This window comes from Magnetococcus sp. PR-3 (assembly GCF_036689865.1).
Classification (GTDB): Bacteria; Pseudomonadota; Magnetococcia; order Magnetococcales; family Magnetococcaceae; genus Magnetococcus.
Window position 1 is genome coordinate 102,497 of record NZ_JBAHUQ010000011.1, and the last position, 21,004, is coordinate 123,500.

General features: G+C 48.0%; 12 protein-coding genes. All 12 read right to left on the reverse strand.

Annotation, left to right across the window (positions count from 1 at the left end; all coding sequences use genetic code 11):
* Window positions 1–82 precede the first annotated feature (82 nt).
* The 12 genes from V5T57_RS08105 to V5T57_RS08160 all read right to left on the reverse strand — a co-directional run bounded on the left by V5T57_RS08105 (window position 83) and on the right by V5T57_RS08160 (window position 20,556).
* Window positions 83–5,536 (reverse strand): transporter substrate-binding domain-containing protein, encoded by a 5,454-nt coding sequence (locus V5T57_RS08105; RefSeq protein ID WP_332890687.1) that lies wholly within the window; start codon window positions 5,534–5,536, stop codon window positions 83–85.
* Window positions 5,533–8,673 carry a hybrid sensor histidine kinase/response regulator gene (locus V5T57_RS08110; protein ID WP_332890688.1) on the reverse strand — a complete coding sequence of 1,047 codons (3,141 nt, stop codon included), beginning with the start codon at window positions 8,671–8,673 and terminating at the stop codon, window positions 5,533–5,535. Before V5T57_RS08110 ends, V5T57_RS08105 begins: the two co-directional genes overlap by 4 nt.
* Window positions 8,674–8,675: 2 nt before the next feature.
* Complete coding sequence (locus tag V5T57_RS08115) at window positions 8,676–9,803, reverse strand: transporter (RefSeq protein ID WP_332890689.1); 1,128 nt, start codon at window positions 9,801–9,803, stop codon at window positions 8,676–8,678.
* Between the two features lie 38 nt (window positions 9,804–9,841).
* A complete protein-coding gene (locus tag V5T57_RS08120) occupies window positions 9,842–10,789 on the reverse strand; it encodes a diguanylate cyclase domain-containing protein (RefSeq protein WP_332890690.1) in 948 nt (315 codons plus the stop codon).
* A 27-nt stretch (window positions 10,790–10,816) separates the two neighbouring features.
* Window positions 10,817–11,038, reverse strand: a complete 222-nt coding sequence (locus V5T57_RS08125; protein WP_332890691.1) for a hypothetical protein — start codon at window positions 11,036–11,038, stop codon at window positions 10,817–10,819.
* A 59-nt stretch (window positions 11,039–11,097) separates the two neighbouring features.
* On the reverse strand, window positions 11,098–11,487 hold the full coding sequence (locus tag V5T57_RS08130; RefSeq protein ID WP_332890692.1) for a response regulator: 390 nt from the start codon (window positions 11,485–11,487) through the stop codon (window positions 11,098–11,100).
* A 304-nt stretch (window positions 11,488–11,791) separates the two neighbouring features.
* Window positions 11,792–13,288 carry a sigma-54-dependent transcriptional regulator gene (locus tag V5T57_RS08135; RefSeq protein ID WP_332890693.1) on the reverse strand — a complete coding sequence of 499 codons (1,497 nt, stop codon included), beginning with the start codon at window positions 13,286–13,288 and terminating at the stop codon, window positions 11,792–11,794.
* Window positions 13,289–13,501: 213 nt separating this feature from the next.
* Window positions 13,502–16,231, reverse strand: a complete 2,730-nt coding sequence (locus V5T57_RS08140) for a response regulator (protein ID WP_332890694.1) — start codon at window positions 16,229–16,231, stop codon at window positions 13,502–13,504.
* On the reverse strand, window positions 16,222–17,256 hold the full coding sequence (locus V5T57_RS08145) for a SpoIIE family protein phosphatase (protein WP_332890695.1): 1,035 nt from the start codon (window positions 17,254–17,256) through the stop codon (window positions 16,222–16,224). Before V5T57_RS08145 ends, V5T57_RS08140 begins: the two co-directional genes overlap by 10 nt.
* Before the next feature lie 36 nt (window positions 17,257–17,292).
* On the reverse strand, window positions 17,293–17,661 hold the full coding sequence (locus V5T57_RS08150; RefSeq protein WP_332890696.1) for an STAS domain-containing protein: 369 nt from the start codon (window positions 17,659–17,661) through the stop codon (window positions 17,293–17,295).
* A 15-nt stretch (window positions 17,662–17,676) separates the two neighbouring features.
* Entirely contained in the window at window positions 17,677–18,918 is a 1,242-nt protein-coding gene (locus tag V5T57_RS08155; RefSeq protein ID WP_332890697.1) for a PAS domain S-box protein, read from the reverse strand.
* Between the two features lie 993 nt (window positions 18,919–19,911).
* Window positions 19,912–20,556 carry a response regulator gene (locus V5T57_RS08160; protein ID WP_332890698.1) on the reverse strand — a complete coding sequence of 215 codons (645 nt, stop codon included), beginning with the start codon at window positions 20,554–20,556 and terminating at the stop codon, window positions 19,912–19,914.
* Window positions 20,557–21,004: the final 448 nt, after the last annotated feature.

Here is a 21,004-nt window from a genome sequence, read left to right on the forward strand (position 1 = left end):
AAATACATGAAAATATAAGCACCCATAAACAGAGTAGGGTGGTTCTAAATCTTTGATATGAAATAGTTGGGTTCATCATAGCCTACTTCGCACGTTCAGGGTTGTGGGTGGTGGGTATGGCTGGGTTCTCTTTATGGGTGGAATCGAAAATGTGTTCCAAAATAATAAGAGCCTGCTCAAACTCATACAGGGCGAGCTGTTGGCTGAGTTGTTCGATTAAAGGGGTATATGTTTGATCTAAGTGCTGTTGTAGATGGGGCAGCAGATCAGATGCTTCTGGTGAGGCATCTTTTAAAGCATGTCGCATTTTGGATATCACCAGGGCTGCTCGGTCAGGATCACTCTGGTTTACCTGAATAGGCTGTGGCCTCTTTTCGGTGGCTAAGATCACTTCTAATCCAGCCATGAGCTCTTCCAGTCTCAGCGACATTTGCTGAATATCCGTATATTGGGGTGATAACTCCACAGCTTCTGCCATTTGGGCAAGACGGTTTGCCCCAAGGTTTGCCGCTGCACCTTTAAGGGTGTGCGCCAATTGTTGTAGGGTTTCCAAATCGCCCTCCTTAAACAGATCCAAGGCCCGCTGTATGGCAGGATGATGATCTTCATGAAAGGCGCTTAGCAGTTTTAAATAGAGCGGCTTATTACCCCGAACTCGCTCCAACCCCATCTGCCAATTCACCCCTTCAATGGTGGGCCAGGGTAATGAGGTTTGTGGTGTTGATGAATCCTTTGAATGGAATGTAAGGGGTTGGTTAAGGGTAGCTGGATGTGCTAGCCAGTGGCTCAGGGTATGGTAAAGCTGTTCGGGATCAATGGGTTTGGAGACGTGGTCGTTCATGCCGACTTCTAAGCATTTTTCTCGGTCTCCTGCCAAAGCATGGGCTGTCATGGCAATGATGGGCAGTTGGGCAAACTGCGGATCTTGCCGGATTAATAAGGTGGCTTGGTGACCATCCATCACGGGCATTTGAATATCCATCAATACCAAATCAAAAGACTCTGTCTCTAAGATTGTGAGGGCTTGCGCGCCATCCTCAGCAAGGGTCACGGTTAACCCAACAGAGGTTAACAGTTCACGAGCAACCAGTTGGTTGGTACGGTTATCTTCAACCAACAGAATATGCTGCCCATCAAAGCGAGGTATGGTTCGTCGATCGATAAGACCACTCCTCAAGCTTTTTACCTGCGCCTCTGTTGCGATCTTAAAATGGAGCGTAAAGAAGAAACGGCTACCCAACTCTGGCCAGCTTTCTAGACTAATTTGTCCCCCCATTACAGCGACCAAGCGTTGACAAATGGCCAGCCCCAGGCCGGTGCCCCCATACTTCCGGGTGGTGGACCCATCAGCCTGGTTAAATGCCTGAAACACCTCCTGCTGCTGCACTTTATCCATACCAATTCCGGTGTCGTGCACAGAAAATGTTAGCTGTAACAAATCATTTTTAGATTGGTCACATGCCACCACCACCTTGACCACACCGGATTCCGTAAATTTGATGGCGTTACTGATCAAGTTGCCCAAAACTTGTTCCAAGCGCAGGGCGTCCCCCACAAGGTGAGAGGGGATTTCAGGCTCGACCTGGATGTCAAAATTCAGTTGTTTCTCATGGGCTTTTACCCCATACAGGCTACGCAAATTCTCCAGTACACCGTTTAAAGCAAAGGGGACACTCTCAGTCTGTAGTTTGCCTGCTTCAATTTTTGAAAAATCAAGAATATCGTTAATAAGGCTCAGCAAGAGTCGAGATGAGGTGTTGATTTTATTTAAATAATCTCGCACTTGATTGTTGGGGTCTGCCCGTAAGGCTAAATGGGTAAGGCCAATGATGGGATTAAGAGGGGTACGGATTTCATGGCTCATATTGGCTAAAAATTCACTTTTTGCCTGGTTGGCAACTTCAGCCAAATCCCGAGCCAGCTTTAACTCCTGTTGGCGCTGCATTTGTTCGGTTATATCAAACATAAAACCATGTAAAGATACTGGCTTTTCATCTTGTTTAGTGACGGAAATAAACTCCCGCACCCATACCGTTTCACCATCCGCGGTATACATACGAAATTCCAGGATATGATCTTTACCTTGGGCTGTATCCTGGGTGCAGGTGGATAGGGTTCGATCTCGATCTTCTGGGTGGATCCGGCTGGCCCAGGCATCCATGTTGGTCCAACTGCTACAGGGGTAGCCAAGCCACCGTTCAACCTGAGTTCCCATATAGGTATATCGGTTGGTGGCCAGATCAAAACTAAAAGGTACGGTCTGGGAGGACTCTACCAAATGGCGGAATTTGGCTTCACTCTCCATCAAGGCCGCTTCATTGGCACGGATTGCCCGGTTGAGCCCCGCCAGCTTGCGGTTCCAATAGGCGACAATGAGTATGATTAATCCCAGAACAACCAACAGTTGCCAGAAACGGGTGTAGTCAAAAATTTTCTCAAATTTAATGGCAAACCATTTGTCTGCTAAGAGTTGTCGCTCCTCCTGAGAAAAGCTTGTTAAGGCTTTATTCAGGGTTGAAAGAAGTTCTGGAGGAGCTTGCTTACTCATGGCAACCGAGAGCTCTAGGGGAATATCCAATTTACCGCCAATTTTTAATTGGGTGATCCCTTGCCGACGCATTTGATAACCAATGGTAGGGGCTGTATCCACAAACCCAAAAATTTGACCACCCCGAGCACGGGTCAGGCCGTCGGCCACGCTTTCAACCTCTACAATGGCCAGGTTGGGATATTTGGCGCGGATCAGATCAATGTGGGCATAGTCCCTGACCACCCCTAGGGTTTTATCTTTAATGGCGGCTAAGTTTTCGATAAACAGCTCTTCATTACGAACAGCGACCACCAGTGGGTAGTGCCCGTGAGGATGTGTAAAGAGCAGGTGGGCACGCCTTGGGGCGGTTTCTGCCGCGGCAGCCAATAACTGGCAGCGCCCCTGTTTGACATACGCGAGAGATTGGCTCCAGCTCTGCGTCGGTACCAGTTGCATAGGCATGCCTATGCGGTTACCAAGCTGTAGAATAAGATCGGCGATCATGCCTTCATGGCGCCCTTCATCATTAATACGCTCAAAAGGCATCCAATTGGGGTCGACACAGTAGCTCAGATGGCTGAATAACTCCAAATGCTCACGGCGCCATTTTTTTTCTCCATCACTTAACTCAAGCTGTGGTTGTTGTGATGTCAGGTTGGGGTAGAGCCATTTTTTACGCAGTTGCTCCAGTTTTTCTGGTTTTACCTGTGTATATAAGCGATTTAATAACCCATTTAAAACAGGACGGTTTTTGGCAACGGCAAAGGCTGCATAGCGGTTTTCCATGTTGGGAAAACGGGCTGCGCCACTTGGTTTAATATTGACCAGATTAAGTTTTCTAGCTGCCCAAGTTGCCAGTACACCACTCACAAGTGCAGCATCTGCATGACCATATGACACGGCTTCAAGAGCCTTGGGTAGCGAGTCTACATAGTAAGGGATATGGTCAATGTCACTTTTAACCATGGCTTGGTGCCAAGGATGGGCTTTGACTAAAGCAATGCGTTTGCCACGAAGAGAGGCTAAATCGGGTAGAGGTAAGCTTTGGGTTTGAGTAATGATGGCGGGATAATTAACCCGCACAATGGGGTCTGAAAACTGTAAAAGTTTTTTTCGTGAAGGTAGCATCAGCAAGGAAGTTAAGAGATCTCCCTGGCCTTGATTAAGCATTTTGGCATAGGTAGGGGTTCCACCATGTCGTTCCTTATGGATCAGCTGCACATCCAGATCTTCAAACATTAAGTTCAGTAGATCTATAAAATAGCCCTGGGCTTTGCCATCCTCAAAAAAGGTGTAGGGTGGAAGGTCGGGATGGTTGAGGATGGTGAATTGAGGCTGTTCTTGTAGGAGGCTCCGCTGCTCTTGGCTTAATGAGGCCCACTTTTTAGTGGATGGGGTTTGCGGTGCCTGCTCCAGGGAGATCCAACGGCGTAGGATGGTTTTCCGTTCTTCCACGCTGAGTGAAGCAAGCCCTTTATTAAGAATATTCCTAAGCAGGGGCCAATCCTTACGAATGGCAAATGTACCAGGGAAAGGCCAGTGGAATTCACCGGAAATTTTAAGGTTGGCGTGCCCCTCCTGCTCTAAATAGTAAGAGGCCACAGGTAAATAGACCGCAAAGATATCAATCTCCCCAAACGCCAATTTTCGAAGGCCCTGTGGAATGTTTTCTACGGTTTGTAAGGTGATTTCAGGATGTTTTTCTTGCAGGTACCCTGCTTCAGGGTAGCCTTTCGTTACCGCAATCGTTTGGCCAGCCAGTTTTTTTAGATCCAGATAGTCTTGCTGTTCCTTGCGGGTTAGCAGCACCATGGGAAAATCAAAATAGGTATCCCCAAAATTTAAATAGGCACGGTTTTCATCATCCTCCACATTGGCGCCCATCATATCAATCTCGCCATGTTTGATGGCCGTCACCACCTCTGGCCAGTTGGCATACTGCTTGGCTTCAAAGTGCAACCCAGTGCGTTGAGTCAGTACATGGAGAATGTCCGCAGTTAAGCCTGCGTATTGTCCCTGTTTATTAAAAAACTCAATGGGTGGAAAATGGGGGTCAGGCCCCACCCGAATGACCGGGTGCTCGTCGATAAACTTCTTTTCCTCTTGTGTCAATAATAGGCTGGTTTTATGGGGCTTGTTTATGTGTGGGGCCCATCTGTTTAAAAGGGTGTGAAAGGCTTTATCCGATAGAGCGGTTAAGGCTTTGTTCAGCAACGTCTGCAAAAGGGGTTGATCATGTTGAACACCCAGATGAATGGATTTAACCGGGCTGCTAATTTTGATTGCTTCTCTAATCTGCAAGTTGGTCAATGGATGGTTTTGGATCAACCAGTGCCCGGTTGCGGGGTCGATTACATGCCCATCGGCCAACCCGTTGGAAACAGCTTTTAACGCCTCCAAGGGGCTCTGTGTCCAATAGGGTTGGATATCAGGGTAGCTGCGAAGAATGCTCTGACTGGAGGCATCCTTGATCATCATCGCAACTTTGCCCCTTTTTTGGGCAATTTGGAGAAGGGTTTGATCTTTGCTATTTATCTGCGTCACCAAATGGTTGGAGAGGGATAAATAGGGTTGGGTTAAACGGATAAAACGGGCCTTTTCAGCTGTTTTAACAACACCCATGAGGATATCTAATTTTTTTTCACGGAACATTTGTACTTGCTCAGTGCTTGTACGTCCGTTGATGAAAACGATCTGGATCCCCAGTTTATTGGCCAGTAAATGGATAAGGTCGACGGAAAAGCCTTGTGATTGACCGTTGGCGCTGTCATGCAAGGGTGGCCAGTCAAGTTCATGGGCAACCTTCAGGGTCGGGTAAGCGTTCAGCCACGCCTGTTCTGCCGAGGTCAAGATCATTTCTGATCTCTGTTGAGCGGGCAGTGTGCTTGCTTTTTCCCCAAAGATGGGCTCTGTCAGGGGTAGGCGATCCTCTGCAGTATGTCCATGACCAGGTAGCCAGAAAACAAGTCCGATCAGCAGTATGGATAATAGGCGTAGAATATTCATTGAACGCCCCCTTTGGTGGAAGCTTCTCTGTGTTGATTCCATTGAGAGAGCGTTTTTTGAGCATCTTCAAAGCGGAACGATTCCAAATGTTTGGTAATACGGCTTAAATAAGGTTCATGCTCAGCCCCTATGGCTGTATGAAGCTGTGTCAGCAGCTCTAGTGCTTCTGGGTTGGCCTCTTCAATGAGTTGGGCGAGTTGCCGCACCTGTGCTTGGAAAATGGTGTCATCCACTGCCGTTGTATCGGAGGCCTGAGTGGGTTCGGGTGTGAGGTCAATACTGGCCAATCCTGCCATGACTTCTTGGAAGGCATGGGTAAGCTGCATGAGGGGCGTTTGGGGATCCAAACCCTGTTTTAGGGTTTGCTCTAATGTTGCTGCAGCCTCACTTAGAGGCTCCGCACCAAGGTTACCGGCAGACCCTTTGAGCAGGTGAGCCACTCTTGAAGCCTGAGTGTGGTGCGCCTTTGAGAGTAAAGACTCCAGCTCTGCCAGTGCCTGATTGTGATCCAGATAAAATTGCTGGAGAAGTTTGCGGTAAAGCCGACGGTTGTGACGTACCCGGTGTAACCCGATAACCATATCAATACCGGGTAATTCAGCGGGTAAACTCTCAGTGCTTGTATCGACGACAGGCTGCTGAGCGCTGCTGTGAGACCCATTGGGTTGTATGGGAAGCCAGCGTGCCAAGGTATGATAGAGATGTTGTGGTTCAACGGGCTTACCCACATGGTCGTTCATGCCTGCAGCCAAGCAGCGCTCCTGGTCACTGAACAGGGCGTGGGCTGTCATGGCAATAATGGGTAGATCTGCAAAACGTTTGTCACTGCGGATAAGGGCCGTCGCCTGATACCCATCCATTTGGGGCATCTGTATATCCATCAAGATCAAGTCAAAACGCTCTTTTTGCACACGATCTACAGCGGCTATGCCGTTATCTACGATGGTTACGCTTAATCCCACCACTTCCAGCAACTCTTTGGCGACTTGCTGATTGGTTGGGTTATCCTCCACCAACAGCAGGCTTGCAGGTTCAAAATCCGGTGTGGGGGCGTTGAGATCCAGATATCGGTCGAGTTGACCTTTTACGGTCCCTTCTACGATCTGAAAATCCAGTTCAAAGGCAAACAGGCTACCTTCATCCACCCTGCTTTCTACCTGGATTTGACTGCCCATCTGCTCCACCAGCCTTTGACAGATAGACAGACCCAGCCCAGTTCCTCCATATTTGCGGGTGGTGGAGGAGTCGGCTTGAATAAACTCCCCAAAAAGATTATCTCGCTGATCTTCTGACATGCCGATTCCACTATCACGCACGGCAAAGCGCAGAGTTGCTTGGGTCTTGGTCTGTTTGATGGTTTCTATTTCCACCCGTACCCAGCCTGTATCGGTAAACTTAATGGCATTACTCATTAAGTTGGCCAAAATCTGTTTGAGACGAAGAGGGTCTCCCAGCAAAGCGCGTGGTGTTTGGGGGGTGATATGGGTTTGTAAATCCAGGTGGCTGCTACGGGCTTTTGCCGCAAATAGGCTAGAGAGATTCTCCACCACTTCATCCAGAGAGAAAGGGGTGTGTTCAATCTCAAGTTTTCCGGCTTCAATCTTTGAGAAGTCTAGGATGTTGTTGACAATTTCTAGCAAATAACGGGTAGAGGAGCGGATTTTGTTGATGTAGTCTCGCTGTTGATCCGTAAGTACCGTGTTGAGGGAGAGATGGGCCATGCCCAGAATACCATTCATCGGTGTACGGATTTCATGACTCATTGTCGCCAAAAAAGCACTTTTAGCAGCATTGGCCTGATCCGCGATAATTTTAGCCTCTTCCAAATCACGCGTACGTTCGTTGACCTTCTGTTCTAAATACTCTTTGGTCTCCCGTAGCGCGATCTGTTCGCGCTCCAGTGCTTCGGCTTTTTCCTGACGCAAAATATTGATGGAGTCCGCCAGAGCAAGGGAGAAAATAGCCGCTTCAACCCATAGTCCGATCCGCCCCCCCCAGGTAAAGAGAATGTGAGAGTCGTGTAGGCCATACCACCGGCTGAATGAGAAGGAAAAGAAAACCATACCAAAGATCCAGGCAATGGTATAAAAGCGGGCTCGCTTCTCTTTTCTGTACCATATCCACCCGCCCAAAAAGGGAAGCAGGAAAATAAGAGGGGCAAGCGCCCGTGCCAAGTAGGCCATTTGTTCTTTGTAGCCCGTAGCCAAAAGTAGCAGTGCGAACAGTGCCAGCAACATGCCTGCTTTAAGCAGTTTATCCCACCGTGGTGTGTGTACCTTGGTGCGTAAAAAAACCCGCCCAAACTGAATCATAGAGATAAGGGCGACCGGGACTAGAATAATGTGCAGATAGTCGGTTAAGAAGGGTGAGTCATGATAGAAATAACGATGCCCAATCCCCTCCATCGCCATGCCGCTGATCAGCGCAGATAAAAGATAAATCAGATACCAAAAATATTCCCGCATATGTGTGGAAAAATAGACAAATATATTAAAGGTAAGCATAAACAGCAGGCCACCAAAGTAGATGCCCCGCATGATGCCCCTAATGTCACGATGTTCTGCAAAAGTCTGCGGTGACCAGAGCTCTAAACGGGTGGAAATCATGCCAACTTCTTTAAAGGCTAGGCGTACATAAATACGGGTTGAACCCTGGGCTGGTGTCTCTACAGATATGATATGAGATTCATCGGGAATCGGTCGTTTAGAGAACGGTTGTGAGTCCCCCAACTCATAAATATCCGGCTCACCCTTGCTGGGAAAAACATAAAAGGTGGCATGGTCGGTATGTGGAAAAGGTGACCGCACGAGCCAGGTGACAGGCTGAGCCGAGTGGTTGACGGCATCTATCCGCACCCACCAGACTGAACGGCTGGCAAACCCCATGTTGGTTTTTTCGTGAGCTAAGGATTTAAAGCGGTTTTCCCATGCTTGGCTCTGTACATCTGTAATGGTTAAATTGCGACCTTGATCCTCCAATGCCAGTGCGTAAGGGTTGGCTGCAAGGCCGGTTAAGGGGGTGGCTAGGTCCAAGATGGCATTTTGTGCCAGGGCATGGGGGGGCATCAACAAAAGAAGCAGTAAAGCTCCTATGTTGCCAATGCGTTGTACCCATCTCTGCCCAAAAATGCCCTTCATGCTTATAGCCCCTTAAAAAACCAATCCAGACGTATCTCTGCGGTGTTTATGGCCGCGGTGTTTTTGCCGGTTACGGTATGTCCATAGCTTAGGTAGAACTGGGCTGGAATGCCCATTTTAAACAGCTGAAAACCCAACATGGGGCGAACCATCAATCGGTTCCAGTCTGAATGGGCTTCTGTGCGCATAGAGCCACCATAGGTTGAACTGGCGGTATCAAAGGATTGTGTTTTGCCTTCAAATTGATGGTCATAGATAACCATTATGCCGGGGAGTAGATTCCATTTTCCCATATCCACGGTCCACTGAGGCTCGATCTGAATATGGTGGAGTAGGCCTGGTTGAAACTTCATGCGTGCTGACTGGGTCGTGTCGCTGGGAAACGTGGCCTGTTTGTAGCTTGGCAAGCCATAGGTATGGCGGGTTTGTAGATTAATAAAAAAATTCTCAGAAAACTGATAGTCCGTCCAGCTCCAAAAATCCAAATCCCACTGACCATCCCCTGTTGAGGCATCCTGACTATGGGTTGGATCGGCGACATGTCCTGTGGGTAGACGAATACCGCCACCCAGAGCAAAACGAAAACGATCGCTGTTCTGCCCCTTAATGCGCTGTTTAAAGCCTAAAAAAATGTCCCCAAGCTCTGCTCGCTCTGGTTCTGTGTTGTCTAAAGAGGTAACCGCACCTGTAATGGCCGTCTGCTGGGCTGCGCCGAGCAACCCCCAGCCTGCATCTTGGTTAAGGGTTGTTGACTGGTGGGTGTCATGGCTTAAAAAAGGGAGCCATAGGCCCATTGTCAGATCTTTATTAACCCCATAATCCAACATGACATCGGTACGGTATAATTTGTAACGTGCTGTGTTCTCGATGCTATAAACGTTTGTGCTGCTAGAGGCTACCCCGTTGGCGGCTAACTTGTCCAAACCTGCCTGCCCTAGGGATTGACGATGGGTACCATTGGTATAGTAATCGTTGGCCTGGGCAATGTTTTGGTAGACCCGTGCCCGTAACATGCCCTCAGGCAATAACTTCGCATTAATGGCCCAGCTGGTTGGGCTGTATAAAAGGGCTGTAAACCCAATGAGCCATGCAGCGGTTCTTAAACCCAATGTTTGAGGCATGCTTGGCATGACCCTGTCCTTTAAAAAACGGTTGATCAAAGTGGTCTTCATGAATACGCCGACTGTACCGTCAAACGGTTACGACCATCATGTTTGGAGGTGTAGAGTAGTCCATCGGCCACTCTAAGCATTTCAACAGCCGCTTTATCCTTTGTGGGTACCAAGGCGGTCCCCCCTATACTCATGGTTACCATGGGGGCAACCTCAGATTGGGTGTGGGGTATGGCCATATCTTGAATGGCCTTGAGTAGGGTGTGACCAATTATACGTACCCCCGCCAGATCGGTATCTGGTAGCACACAGGCAAACTCTTCACCACCATAGCGGGCGACCAGATCAGGTGGCCGACGCACATTGGAGGCCAGCAGTTGGGCGACCTGCTTGAGACATTGATCACCACCATCGTGCCCATAGTGGTCGTTGTAGCGTTTAAAGTAGTCGATATCCATCATCAGCAATCCCAAAGGGGTTTGGGAACGACAGGAGCGAATCCACTCTTGTTGGAAAAAATCATCAAAATGGCGTCGGTTGGGAATATCGGTGAGAGCATCGGTAACCGAGAGGGCTAAGATACGCTCATTCATCGCTTTCAGTTCGCGTTTTTGCTGCATTTGAAGTAGGTGTGTACGCACCCGTGCCCGTACTATTTCAGGGCGGATTGGTTTAGGGATAAAGTCGACCCCTCCAAGCTCAAGCCCCTTGATTTCATCCTTCTCCGAATTTTTTGCGGTGATAAAAATAATAGGGATCTCGACTGTTCTAGGGTCGAGTTGTAGTCTTTTACAAGCCTCAAACCCATCCATACCGGGCATAACAATATCCAGTAAAATAAGATCAGGTTGTGGATCGCTCAGAGCGCGCTCAAGGGCTTGCTCACCATCCATCGCGACTTTGACTTTGTAATCCTGTTTAAGGATGTCATTTAAAATATTGATGTTCATACGATCATCGTCAACGATCAATACGCGTGATTTATCATCGCTTTGTATGGTCATGTCCCTGCTCCCTAAATCTTTACCTGATCAGATGCTAGAGCTCTGATAGGCAAACTGCATGTTTACCTGACGTCGCTCTTTGATGCGACGGCCTCTACCACGGGTGGCTTGATCGTTGGTGTAGCCAACACCGAATAGCCACTGGATCATACCAATACGGCGACATTGGCCTTGGCGACGTTCTCCTCGGCGCTGGTTGGGGTAATGCCGAGCAGGTTCTACACTATCTGCCAGTTGCTTCATCTTCATCTTATTTCTCCTCTACGTTTGAATCCTTAACATGATCTATGAGGCGGGGTGTTCCATGATCATGGCCGGTTTAATTGTTCTAACTGGGTTAAAATCGCCTTCCGCATGTGGGGGATGGCGCTGGATTTGTTGATATAGTGCATCGATGGCCGGTAAGGAATTTCATCGCCTATATGTGCTTCAGGCAGCGCAGAGAAAATTAAAATGGGAATATCTGCATCGCGCTGCAGGATCTCACGTAGCGTGTGACTGCCAGACATACCAGGCATGGCGGTATCCATGACAATAAGCTGAGGCTGAAAACCCTCATAGGTGGCCAGGACATCTGATCCATTTTGGACCAATCGGGATTCGGTTTGGCCGCCTGCTTGGAGGATCAACCGAATCAGGCTCAGGTAGCCGATGTCGCTATCGATTACCATCACTCGGATTTTTTGTTCACGTTCCATGGTGCCTACTCCACTTTGCCTTGCATGGCGAGATGGTGAAAAAAGCCATGAGTCTTACCCTTATACTAGTCAAGGATTGGGCCAAAGTTGCAGATTGGATGGGTTCCTATGTATATCAGGTAGATAGGCTGTTTATCTGCTGTGGTGATGGGCTGTGGAGGGGGTGTTCCAAAATGCACATAAGAAGAGATTTTTTTGCAGGATATGGCTTGTTTAATTAATTAAAACAGTCGGATGTGTTCTTTGCTTAGGGGTGTGCACATTGGTTAGGGTGTGCAGTTTGGCACACCCTGTTTTAAGCGGGTTATTCCTCTTTTAAATGGCGTAATTTACGGCTAAGGCGGCGGTTAAGGGCTGTGCGAGAAATACCAAGCAGGCCTGCGGCAATCCCCTGGTTATTGCCAGCTTGATGCATGGCTTGAGCAACCAAAAGGGTTTCAGCCTCTTCCAGGGTTGGCAGACGGCCATCTATGCTTAGTTCTGTGGTTTCAAGCTGTTCTGGAGCTGTAGAGGGGGTTGTGCGACGCTCTTCAATGGTTTTTTGAATACTCTTCATCGACAGTATGGAGCCTGATCCATGCTGGGCTGCGGCATCAAAGATCATGGCGCGCAGCTCACGGATGTTTCCTGGAAAATCATAGAGTTCTAAAAGCTTTAATAGCTCCATGGGTGGCTCAAGAGAGTTGCGCCCCATAGCTTGAGCAGCCTCTTTTAGAAAGTGCAGTGTAAGAAGAGGAATATCTTCCTGACGTTCACGTAAAGGTGGAATCTTGATGTGGTGGGCTGAGAGACGGAAGAAAAGATCCTGACGGAAGCTGCCCTCCTGCATCATGGCATTCAGATCTCGGTTGGTGGCTGCAACAATGGTTACATCCATAGGGGTCGGTGTATCTGAACCTAATGGGTAGTAGAGTTTTTCTTGCAGCAGGCGCAGTAGTTTAATCTGAGAAGCAGGATCAAGATCACCAATCTCATCAAGAAACAGGGTGCCCCCCCGTGCTTGTTGAATGATCCCTTTACGGTCTCTATCGGCCCCGGTGAAGGCCCCTTTTTTATGGCCAAAGAGTGTGTCGGAGAAAGTGGTATCATCCAACCCCGCTAAATTGACAGACACCATCTGTCCGCTACGCCCCCCTAGGTGGTGTAGTCCTTGGGCGATAAGCTCCTTGCCAACACCAGTCTCACCTGTAATGAGGGCTGGCTCACCTGAGTCTGCCACAGCCTCCATATAGTGAAAGGTGGCACGCATTTTTTGGCTGGTGGTCACAATATGGGTAAAAGCATCTGGGTGCTGTAATGCTTCATGGGCCAAGCTGCGACTAAGTGCCCCGACCTGTTTTTGTAGCGATTGAGCTTGCCACTGGGCCTCTATGGTTTCGCGGATGCTGCTCTGTAGTGTGATATGGGTATGAATACGAGCCTGCACAATCGCCGGTGAAAAGGGCTTGGTAATATAGTCCACGGCCCCCAGTTCCAGCCCCCGGGCTTCATCTTCCTCTTCATCCATGGCGGTGACAAAAATAACGGGGATCCCTTGGGTTCGGGCATCGGCTTTAAGCTGTGCCAATACCTGAAAACCATCCATATTAGGCATTTGAATATCTAATAGGATCAGGTCGGGTTGGGGGTCGGAGATGGCACGGTCAATGGCTTGAACGCCCTTTAAGGCCACTTTTAATAGATAGCGCTCTTTGAGCATATCATTGAGCATATTGATATGCAGACGTTCATCATCAACGATAAGTATGCGGTGTTTTTTCTCGGCCATACCACGGTCCAGTTGAAAGAAAAGAATCAACACTTAAGATACCCCAACCCTTGGAAGATTCATATGGTTGGGTCGGTTGCTGTATCGATTAGGTGCCCGCTGCTCTAAGGGTTGCTAAGGGAAGAGGGTTGATTGCTATGCGCTTAGTCCCTGACACGAAGTGTGCTATGGGGGGCGGCATTTTCAAGAGAGGCTCTTTGCTCTTGCAGACAGAGTAGACGTTTTTGATAATGCATGCTTACGGGCTTATCCCTTGTTGGATTCAACGTCAGTCTGGGCTTTAAGTGCCGTTAGTTTCTCTAATGCAGTGTCAAACTCATAGTCGTTAATGGTTTCAGACAGTTCATGAATAGGGTTCTTTAACGGCCCGATACCATCCAAGTTAAGAATGGCTTCAATCACCTGCTGAGCCTCCATATCATCCTCTTCCAAATAGTTTTTGAGCTCTACTAATAAGGCGTTGAAGCGATGTTGATCAAAAAGAGAGGACGATTCACTCTGCTCGGTTTGTGCTTGGTTCTCCATGGCCAGCCACTGTTCAAGGCCATCTAACACTGGGGTCAGTTGTTGGGTGACCTCAGTCATATAATGTTCGACATCACGGGATGTTGCCGATGCCATGCAAGCGGCCTCCAAGGCTTCAGCCGCGCGTTGTACGCTTTGTGCGCCAATATTGCCAGCCACCCCTTTAAGGGTATGTGCCATGCGTACTGTAAGTTCCATATCATCCTTAGCAAGCGCCTGCCTGAAGTGCGCCATGAATTCCCCTTGCGAGGTGTGGAACTTCCCGAGCAAACGTTTGTATAGCTTGGCGTTGCCCTGAGTGGTTGCCAGACCGGTGGTAACATCAATACCTGGCAGTTCAGGGATGGTGATGCTCTGTTTTTTTTGTGATGTTTGAGGGGTAGGGGGGGCTGTTTGGGGTGGGTTGGCGGGTTTAATCCACTGGGCCATGGTGGTAAACATTTCACGCACATTAATCGGTTTGCCAATATGCCCATTCATACCTGCATTGGTGGCTTTTTCTAGATCACCAGACATCACATTGGCCGTCATGGCAATAACTGGTAGCTCACGCAAAGTAGGGCGTTTACGGATCTCCTGACAGGCGGTATAGCCGTCCATAATCGGCATTTGAATATCCATGAGCACACCATCAAAAATCTCACCAGAATCCAAAATGTCCAAAGCGATCTGCCCGTTATCAGCCACCTTTGTTGTTATCCCCCCATTGGCCAGTAGCTCCAGGGCAAGCTCTTGGTTAATTTCATTATCCTCAACTAATAGGATGGATGCTCCGCGTAAGCTTTTTGCCGCTTCGGTTTCTTCCGCCTGCCTAGAGGATCCTGTCTCAATTTGGGCAACACCATGCCCAAATACCTCCCCAAAGGCACCCAGTAGAGAAGAGGGAATAACGGGTTTTGATAAGATGGATTTAACCGCAACGCGATTCTCCAGAGTGGATGAAATGGCTTCCTCACGACCAAAAGCGGTCACCATAATAATGGCGGGGGGCGATTGAAGCGTGATCTGCTGGAGCGCTTGTATGCAGGCAACCCCATCCATCTCTGGCATTTGCCAATCCATCAATACGATGTCATAGGGGTGGTTGTCTTGATCTTTTTGGCTAATCTCTTCCAGGGCCGCGACCCCGCCATCCACACCCAAGACTTTCATATCAAAACTGGAGACCATGGCACATAGAATCTCCCTGGCGGTGGTATTATCATCCACCACCAGTACACGCTGACCAACCAGTGCCTCCTGCTTAACAACCATACGGGGTTTGGGGTTGGCTTGAAGACCCAGCTGGGCTGTAAATTGGAAGATGCTTCCAACGCCAGCTTCACTCTCAATCCAGATCTCCCCACCCATTAACTCCACCAGTTTTTTGGAGATGGTTAAGCCCAAACCTGTCCCCCCATATTTGCGTGAGGTTGAGGTGTCAGCTTGGCTAAAGGATTGAAAGAGTTTGGACTGTTGTTCCGGTGTCATGCCAATGCCGGTATCGCGTACGGCAAAGTGGATCAAAACCGAGTCTGCATCTTGTGCCTTAACCCGTGTGGAAAAAACAATCTCTCCGTGTTCTGTAAATTTAACCGCATTGTTGCCGAGATTGACGAGAATTTGCCCTAAACGTAGCGGGTCTCCCATCAGTGCCATGGGAAGCTCCAGGTCGGTATCAAAGAGAAGCTCAACCCCTTTTTCTTCTGCTTTTAAACCCACCAGGTTGGAGAGGTTCTCTAAAATATCTTCCAACCGAAAATCCACCACCTCCATATCCAGTTTGCCCGCCTCAATCTTTGAGAAGTCTAGGATATCATTGATAATCCCCAATAGTGATTCTGCAGAGCGATGAACTTTTTCAACGTAATTGCGTTGTTTAGGGTTTAAATCCGTTCTCAAAGCTAGGTTTGACATGCCAATAATGGCATTCATGGGGGTTCGGATTTCATGAGACATATTGGCTAAAAAATCAGATTTAGCCTGTGTCGCCCCTTCTGCCAACAGTTTGGAGGCCTTGAGTTCTTGGTTCATCTCCTCCATCTCTTGAAAGAGTTGAGCCCGCGATTTTTCAGCAAAGATGGCTTGCACGCGCTTTATGGTTTCGGTCTCGAGCGCTGGTACCTCTAGCCTGCAGCTGTATTGGTAATAATCTGTTGCGGCTTCTGTCCCATCCTTCTTCGATCTCATCACCCCAATGGTGGGGGGGCATGGTGGGGGTGTACTCGGTGTTGAGGGGTGAAACTGGATGATGAGTTGTACATGAGAGAAAGATTGCTGAAGGTAGGAGGTCACAACGACAGGCTGATCCAGCAGGGTGGATGCACAATCAAAAAGCCATGCGGAACGGGTGGTGGCATAGAGGGGGGGCATGATGATGTTCAGCGCTTTAATTAGCTTACGCCTGAACTCAATACAGCTGCGTTCCCTATCAAGGGTCAGTACTTGGAGATCATGGCGGTTTATAGACATTTGATCACCACACAGGATGCATCGTCCGTCATTTTGGCGGAGGCGTGCATCACCTTGTCCACGAGATGTTTGGCTTTAAGGGGCGAGCCTCGGACCAAAAACCGGCAGGGTGCGCTCTCTGAAACACCATCTGAGGCGAGCATGATAATATCACCAGAAGTGATGGCCGTAGATTGAGGGAGGATGTTGCGCATGCGCTCACCTAAAATGCCATCTCGCGAGACCCCCCGCCAATTGCGGAGACTAATGGTGCGGATATGAACATTACCGATCCCTGCAAAGGATAACCGACCACTGGCGCGATTGAGCAAGGCTAAACCTGCCGCAGCGCCGCGGGTACCTTTGGCCATGTCATGCAGCATGTGTAGTAGGGCATCAAGATCCTCAGAAGGTGCATTTTGCACCGCTTCACTGAGTTTTTTTGTTAAAGCATGTGCTTCTGCACCGTGGCCAGAAACATCTATAATACCAAACAGTAAACCAATATCTGTCGGACGAATGATCAAACTATCGCCACTCTGTTTTTCATGGGGGTGGGGGCGGTTTACGTGGGCATGCTCTATCTTTATAAACCGGCTGGTGTCGGTTGTTTGGGTATAGCCTGTCACACGTTTATGTTGTTCTGAAATACAGCCATCCAACCATTTTATGGAGGTTACAGTGGTGCCTTTACCAACCCCGGTTTCAATGTTCATGGAAGACATAATACGGCGTACAGCAGATAGGCCTAACCCCAAGGTTCCTGCTGTGCTGTAGCCTTCCTGTATGGCACTTTCAACATCATGTATGCCAGCCCCTTTATCCCGCGCAATCACCTGTATGGCATCATGTCCTGCATCATCAATTCGGTTGATGGAAATTCGACCACGTTGAGCAAACTTTAAAATATTGGTACCCAACTCAGAAACAACCGTAGAGATCAGTACCCGCTCTTCAACACCGATATCCTCCATAATGGGAAGAGATTGTGTGCGGGCAACTGCGGCATGCAGGCTGGCCATGCTATCGATGGTAAAGTTGGTCAATCGTGCCTCCGTTAACGGGCGTGTAACCCTCTCTACTTAGGCTTTTTGAAACTTCTGTAGGGCTTCATCCAATCCAAAGAAAAAATGAATACCTTCTGTATGGGCACCCGCTTCGACCAAATATAACACCACGCCGGCTGATAAGCTGACAATGGCGGGTTGGGCTTTAAGTAGATGCACCGTATCAAAAAAACGGCGCAGACGGTCAAACTCACTCAAGCTCATGACATCCACAGCAGAAAAATCCACCACAACCGCTTCAACTTTTTGATGGCGCATCTGTTCAAGGATATCGTGACACATGGCCTCAAAATGGTTGCTATCCAGATCGGCCTGCATGGTTACCACCAAAATATCTTGAACCTTGGTAACCGCTATCATGGCGTTATTTTGGCTGATGAACATGGTCAATAATCAGCGTTAAGCGTTGGGGGGGGAGGTTGGCCTTTTAGGGGTGTGCTCCCCACCAAGTATTTCACCAATCATGCCCAGTGCGGTTTCAAAGGCATCCCGCAAAGTGGCGGTGGTGCGGATCTCTTCCACATTAACCCCGAGCTCAACAATGGTGCGGGCAATGGCTGGAGAAAGCCCTGAGATGATGGCTTCACACCCCATTAAACGCGTGGCTTTGGTGATTTTGATTAACTGGTTGGCGACAGCCGTATCGACGGTGGCAACCCCGCTGATATCCAATACAAATACTTTGGCTCGGGTTTCAGAGATCATGGTTAGCGATTTATTCATGATCTCTGATGTTCGCATGGAGTCTAAAACCCCCACCAACGGCAACAGTAAAATACCATCCCAAATTGGGGTGACTGGTGTGGACATTTCTTGTACCGCTTTATCCAGTTCGTTGCGAACGCGCTCAGCCTCTTGTGCTTCTAAAATAGCCACTTCCAGGGCTTCACTCTGTTCCACACTTGCGGTGATATCATAGGCGAATTTGACGATTCTTATGGGTCTACCGTTGGGGTCAGAAATGGGGGAGTAGGTTGCTTCCAACCAAATGGATTCACCTGTTTTGGTAAACCGCTCAAAACGTCCTCGGTTAAATTGCCCTTTTCCTAATGCCTGCCAGAAGCTTTTATACTCTTCTGTTTCAGCATAGAGATCATCCACAAACATTCTATGGTGCTTACCCACGATCTCGCGGCTCTCATAACCCATGCTGTTAAGAAAAATATCGTTAGCCCGAATAATGGTGCCATCCAATTCAAATTCAATTACGGCCATGCACTGTTCAATGGCTTTGATCATGCCGGAATTGATGACATTTATGCGTTTTTGGCTGGTCACATCAATAGCCAGTTTAATCACTTTGTAGGCTTTGCCATCATCGCCAATAACAGGGTTGTAGGTCGCTTGCAACCAGACTTCACGCCCATCCTTGCCAAGCCGCATATACTCAGCAGAGGTGTACGCCCCATTTTTTAACCCTTCCCAAAACTGTTTGTATTCGGTTGAGGATGCAAAAGTAGGGTCCACAAACATTCGGTGATGCTTGCCACGGATCTCATCAAGGGTGTAGCCCATGCAATTTAAAAAATTATCATTGGCTGTCAGGATGTCACCCTCGACTGAAAACTCAATAATGGCACTGGAGTGATCAATGGCATTAACCAATGAAATGAGTTCGTTTTTATTGCCTGAATATTCCATTTTGAGCGACCCCAATATGTATATTTCTCAGGCTAGAAGCCCAAGAACTAAGTAACGTTACCAAGGTGAGATAGTACTGCCGGCTGGTCTATGCCAAGTCTGACGTATAGGCATGTCTGACCGACCGCAAATGTTGGCCCAATGTATCGTGTATTTTCCTGATCGACTGCGTTTGAGGGGGGAGATCATGCTCGGGTGTTGCACGCTATGCCAACATCCTATGCAGACTGCAGCCATCCTTTAAGCCTGTTTAGGCAGCGTAAGTATGCTGAAAAGGGTGGATGTAGGTTATACAAACCGCTATTTCAATGGTGTTTCATCGATGCCTATGGTTTGTGGGCTCCCTCTATTTTGGCTTTTATGCATGCCAAACTTTGTAAATTCAGCTTACTACATCCCAGGTTTAGGCAAAAGACGATTCTATTCCAGGTTTCTCCAAGTGAGTGAAGTGCATAAAGGGGTTCTGTTGTCTTGTTGTTGGGTTCTATAGAGGGAGAGGTGTTGAAGGTGATGGCTGTTTCTACGCAAGATCTTTTCAACATGCAGGCATCTCTGTGCAGTCTGCTGTTTGTATCGATTTAATGTTGATGCAGGTAAGTGTCTAAAGCTTAGGCCGTTATCCTGATGTGAGGTTAACGTGGGGGCCTTTTTTTGGGCTGATAGTAAGGGGTGTGCCAAGCGAAGGCGTTTTCCATATATGACCTGAGAATGGCACTTCGATTTAATGTTGATGCAGGTAAGTGTCTAAGGCTTAGGCCGTTATCCTGATGTAAGGTTAACGTGGGGGCCTTTTTTTGGGCTGATAGTAAGGGGTGTGCCAAGCGAAGGCGTTTTCCATATATGACCTGAGAATGGCACGTAAGGTGATATTAATGGTTGTGAATAGCAGCATGCCGACATTGAGCCCTAAGTTGATGGCTCTGCAAGCGAAGGGTGGGGGCGGTAGGTCAGACCTTTAAGGGGCGGTTGTCCGCTGTTGGTCGGTGCTCAGGTCTATACATTTACATCGTTACCAACCAAGCCGATGCTATAGGCATAGCTACATAGATCCATAGGGTTGCGGGCACCCACTTTGGATTTAATGTGAGAACGATGAATGTCTACCGTCTTAGAGCTAATTTTTAAGAGCTTAGCTACTTCCTTGCTGGTGTTGCCTTCAGCAATGAGTTGCAAAACCTGACGTTCTCTTAAAGAGAGCAGGCTACCACCCTCTTTAGATCCCCCCCCTGTTAACATGTTTCGAATATGAGCAGGTAGGGATTTGGAATAAAAAGTTTTCCCCGCCGCAATGGTCTCAATGGCATCTAACAGCGCGCGACGACCATCTTTTTTAAGGACAATGCCATTAAAACCCGTTGTGATGGATTCATTCAATAAAGGCCCAGAACTGTAGGCCGTTAATATTAATATCAGGGGTGGTGATTCAAGCTTTTTAATTTCAGTAATAACATCAGGGCCAGACATTTTTGGCATGGAGAGATCAAGAATGATCAAGTCTGGCTTAAGTTGTTGGGTTGAGCTTAAAGCCTGTATGCCATCCGCAACCTTGGCAATGACCTGGTAGGTACCACAACCATTCAGCAACAGTTCTACACCATCTCTGACGATTTCATGATCATCTGCAATGAGAACTTTCATTTCTATGTCGCCCTAACACATTTTTCTTGGTTGAACCGTTTTGCCAACATTATGATGAAAGAAATCGTGCAGATAATGCGTTTTTGTTCTAAGTAAAAAAGTAACCTATTGATAGGGCTTAATTCTGTTTCTTCAAGTATATATCCGCTTGTTCTATCCGTATTTTACCGTTTTCTGTAAGTTGAACTTTATGTTCATCTGGTCGTTGGCCGCTTTTTACGGCCTATAAAGTAATTCTTAAAGGAAATAGGGTGACAGTATCATGTGAGGGCAGGCTAATAAGGCAAAGGTCGTGGTGTGCAGTGAATAGTTTATATTTTGTAGATGGAAAAATGCGGTTTTGCATATAATTATTATCTTTTTTTAGTGTGTGCCGCATAGTCCTTATCTTTATAACCCTATGTATAGAGGTTTCATCTGGTATATGCAATAGGGGTATTTACCTAGG

Bases quoted from the DNA above. Each gene is read 5' to 3' on its own strand.
- V5T57_RS08105 (WP_332890687.1), bottom strand. From the start codon at position 5,536: ATGAATATTCTACGCCTATTATCCATACTGCTGATCGGACTTGTTTTC.
- V5T57_RS08115 (WP_332890689.1), bottom strand. From the start codon at position 9,803: ATGCCAAGCATGCCTCAAACATTGGGTTTAAGAACCGCTGCATGGCTC.
- V5T57_RS08160 (WP_332890698.1), bottom strand. From the start codon at position 20,556: ATGAAAGTTCTCATTGCAGATGATCATGAAATCGTCAGAGATGGTGTA.
- V5T57_RS08140 (WP_332890694.1), bottom strand. From the start codon at position 16,231: ATGTCTATAAACCGCCATGATCTCCAAGTACTGACCCTTGATAGGGAA.
- V5T57_RS08155 (WP_332890697.1), bottom strand. From the start codon at position 18,918: ATGGAATATTCAGGCAATAAAAACGAACTCATTTCATTGGTTAATGCC.
- V5T57_RS08150 (WP_332890696.1), bottom strand. From the start codon at position 17,661: ATGTTCATCAGCCAAAATAACGCCATGATAGCGGTTACCAAGGTTCAA.
- V5T57_RS08120 (WP_332890690.1), bottom strand. From the start codon at position 10,789: ATGACCATACAAAGCGATGATAAATCACGCGTATTGATCGTTGACGAT.
- V5T57_RS08130 (WP_332890692.1), bottom strand. From the start codon at position 11,487: ATGGAACGTGAACAAAAAATCCGAGTGATGGTAATCGATAGCGACATC.
- V5T57_RS08110 (WP_332890688.1), bottom strand. From the start codon at position 8,673: ATGAAGGGCATTTTTGGGCAGAGATGGGTACAACGCATTGGCAACATA.
- V5T57_RS08125 (WP_332890691.1), bottom strand. From the start codon at position 11,038: ATGAAGATGAAGCAACTGGCAGATAGTGTAGAACCTGCTCGGCATTAC.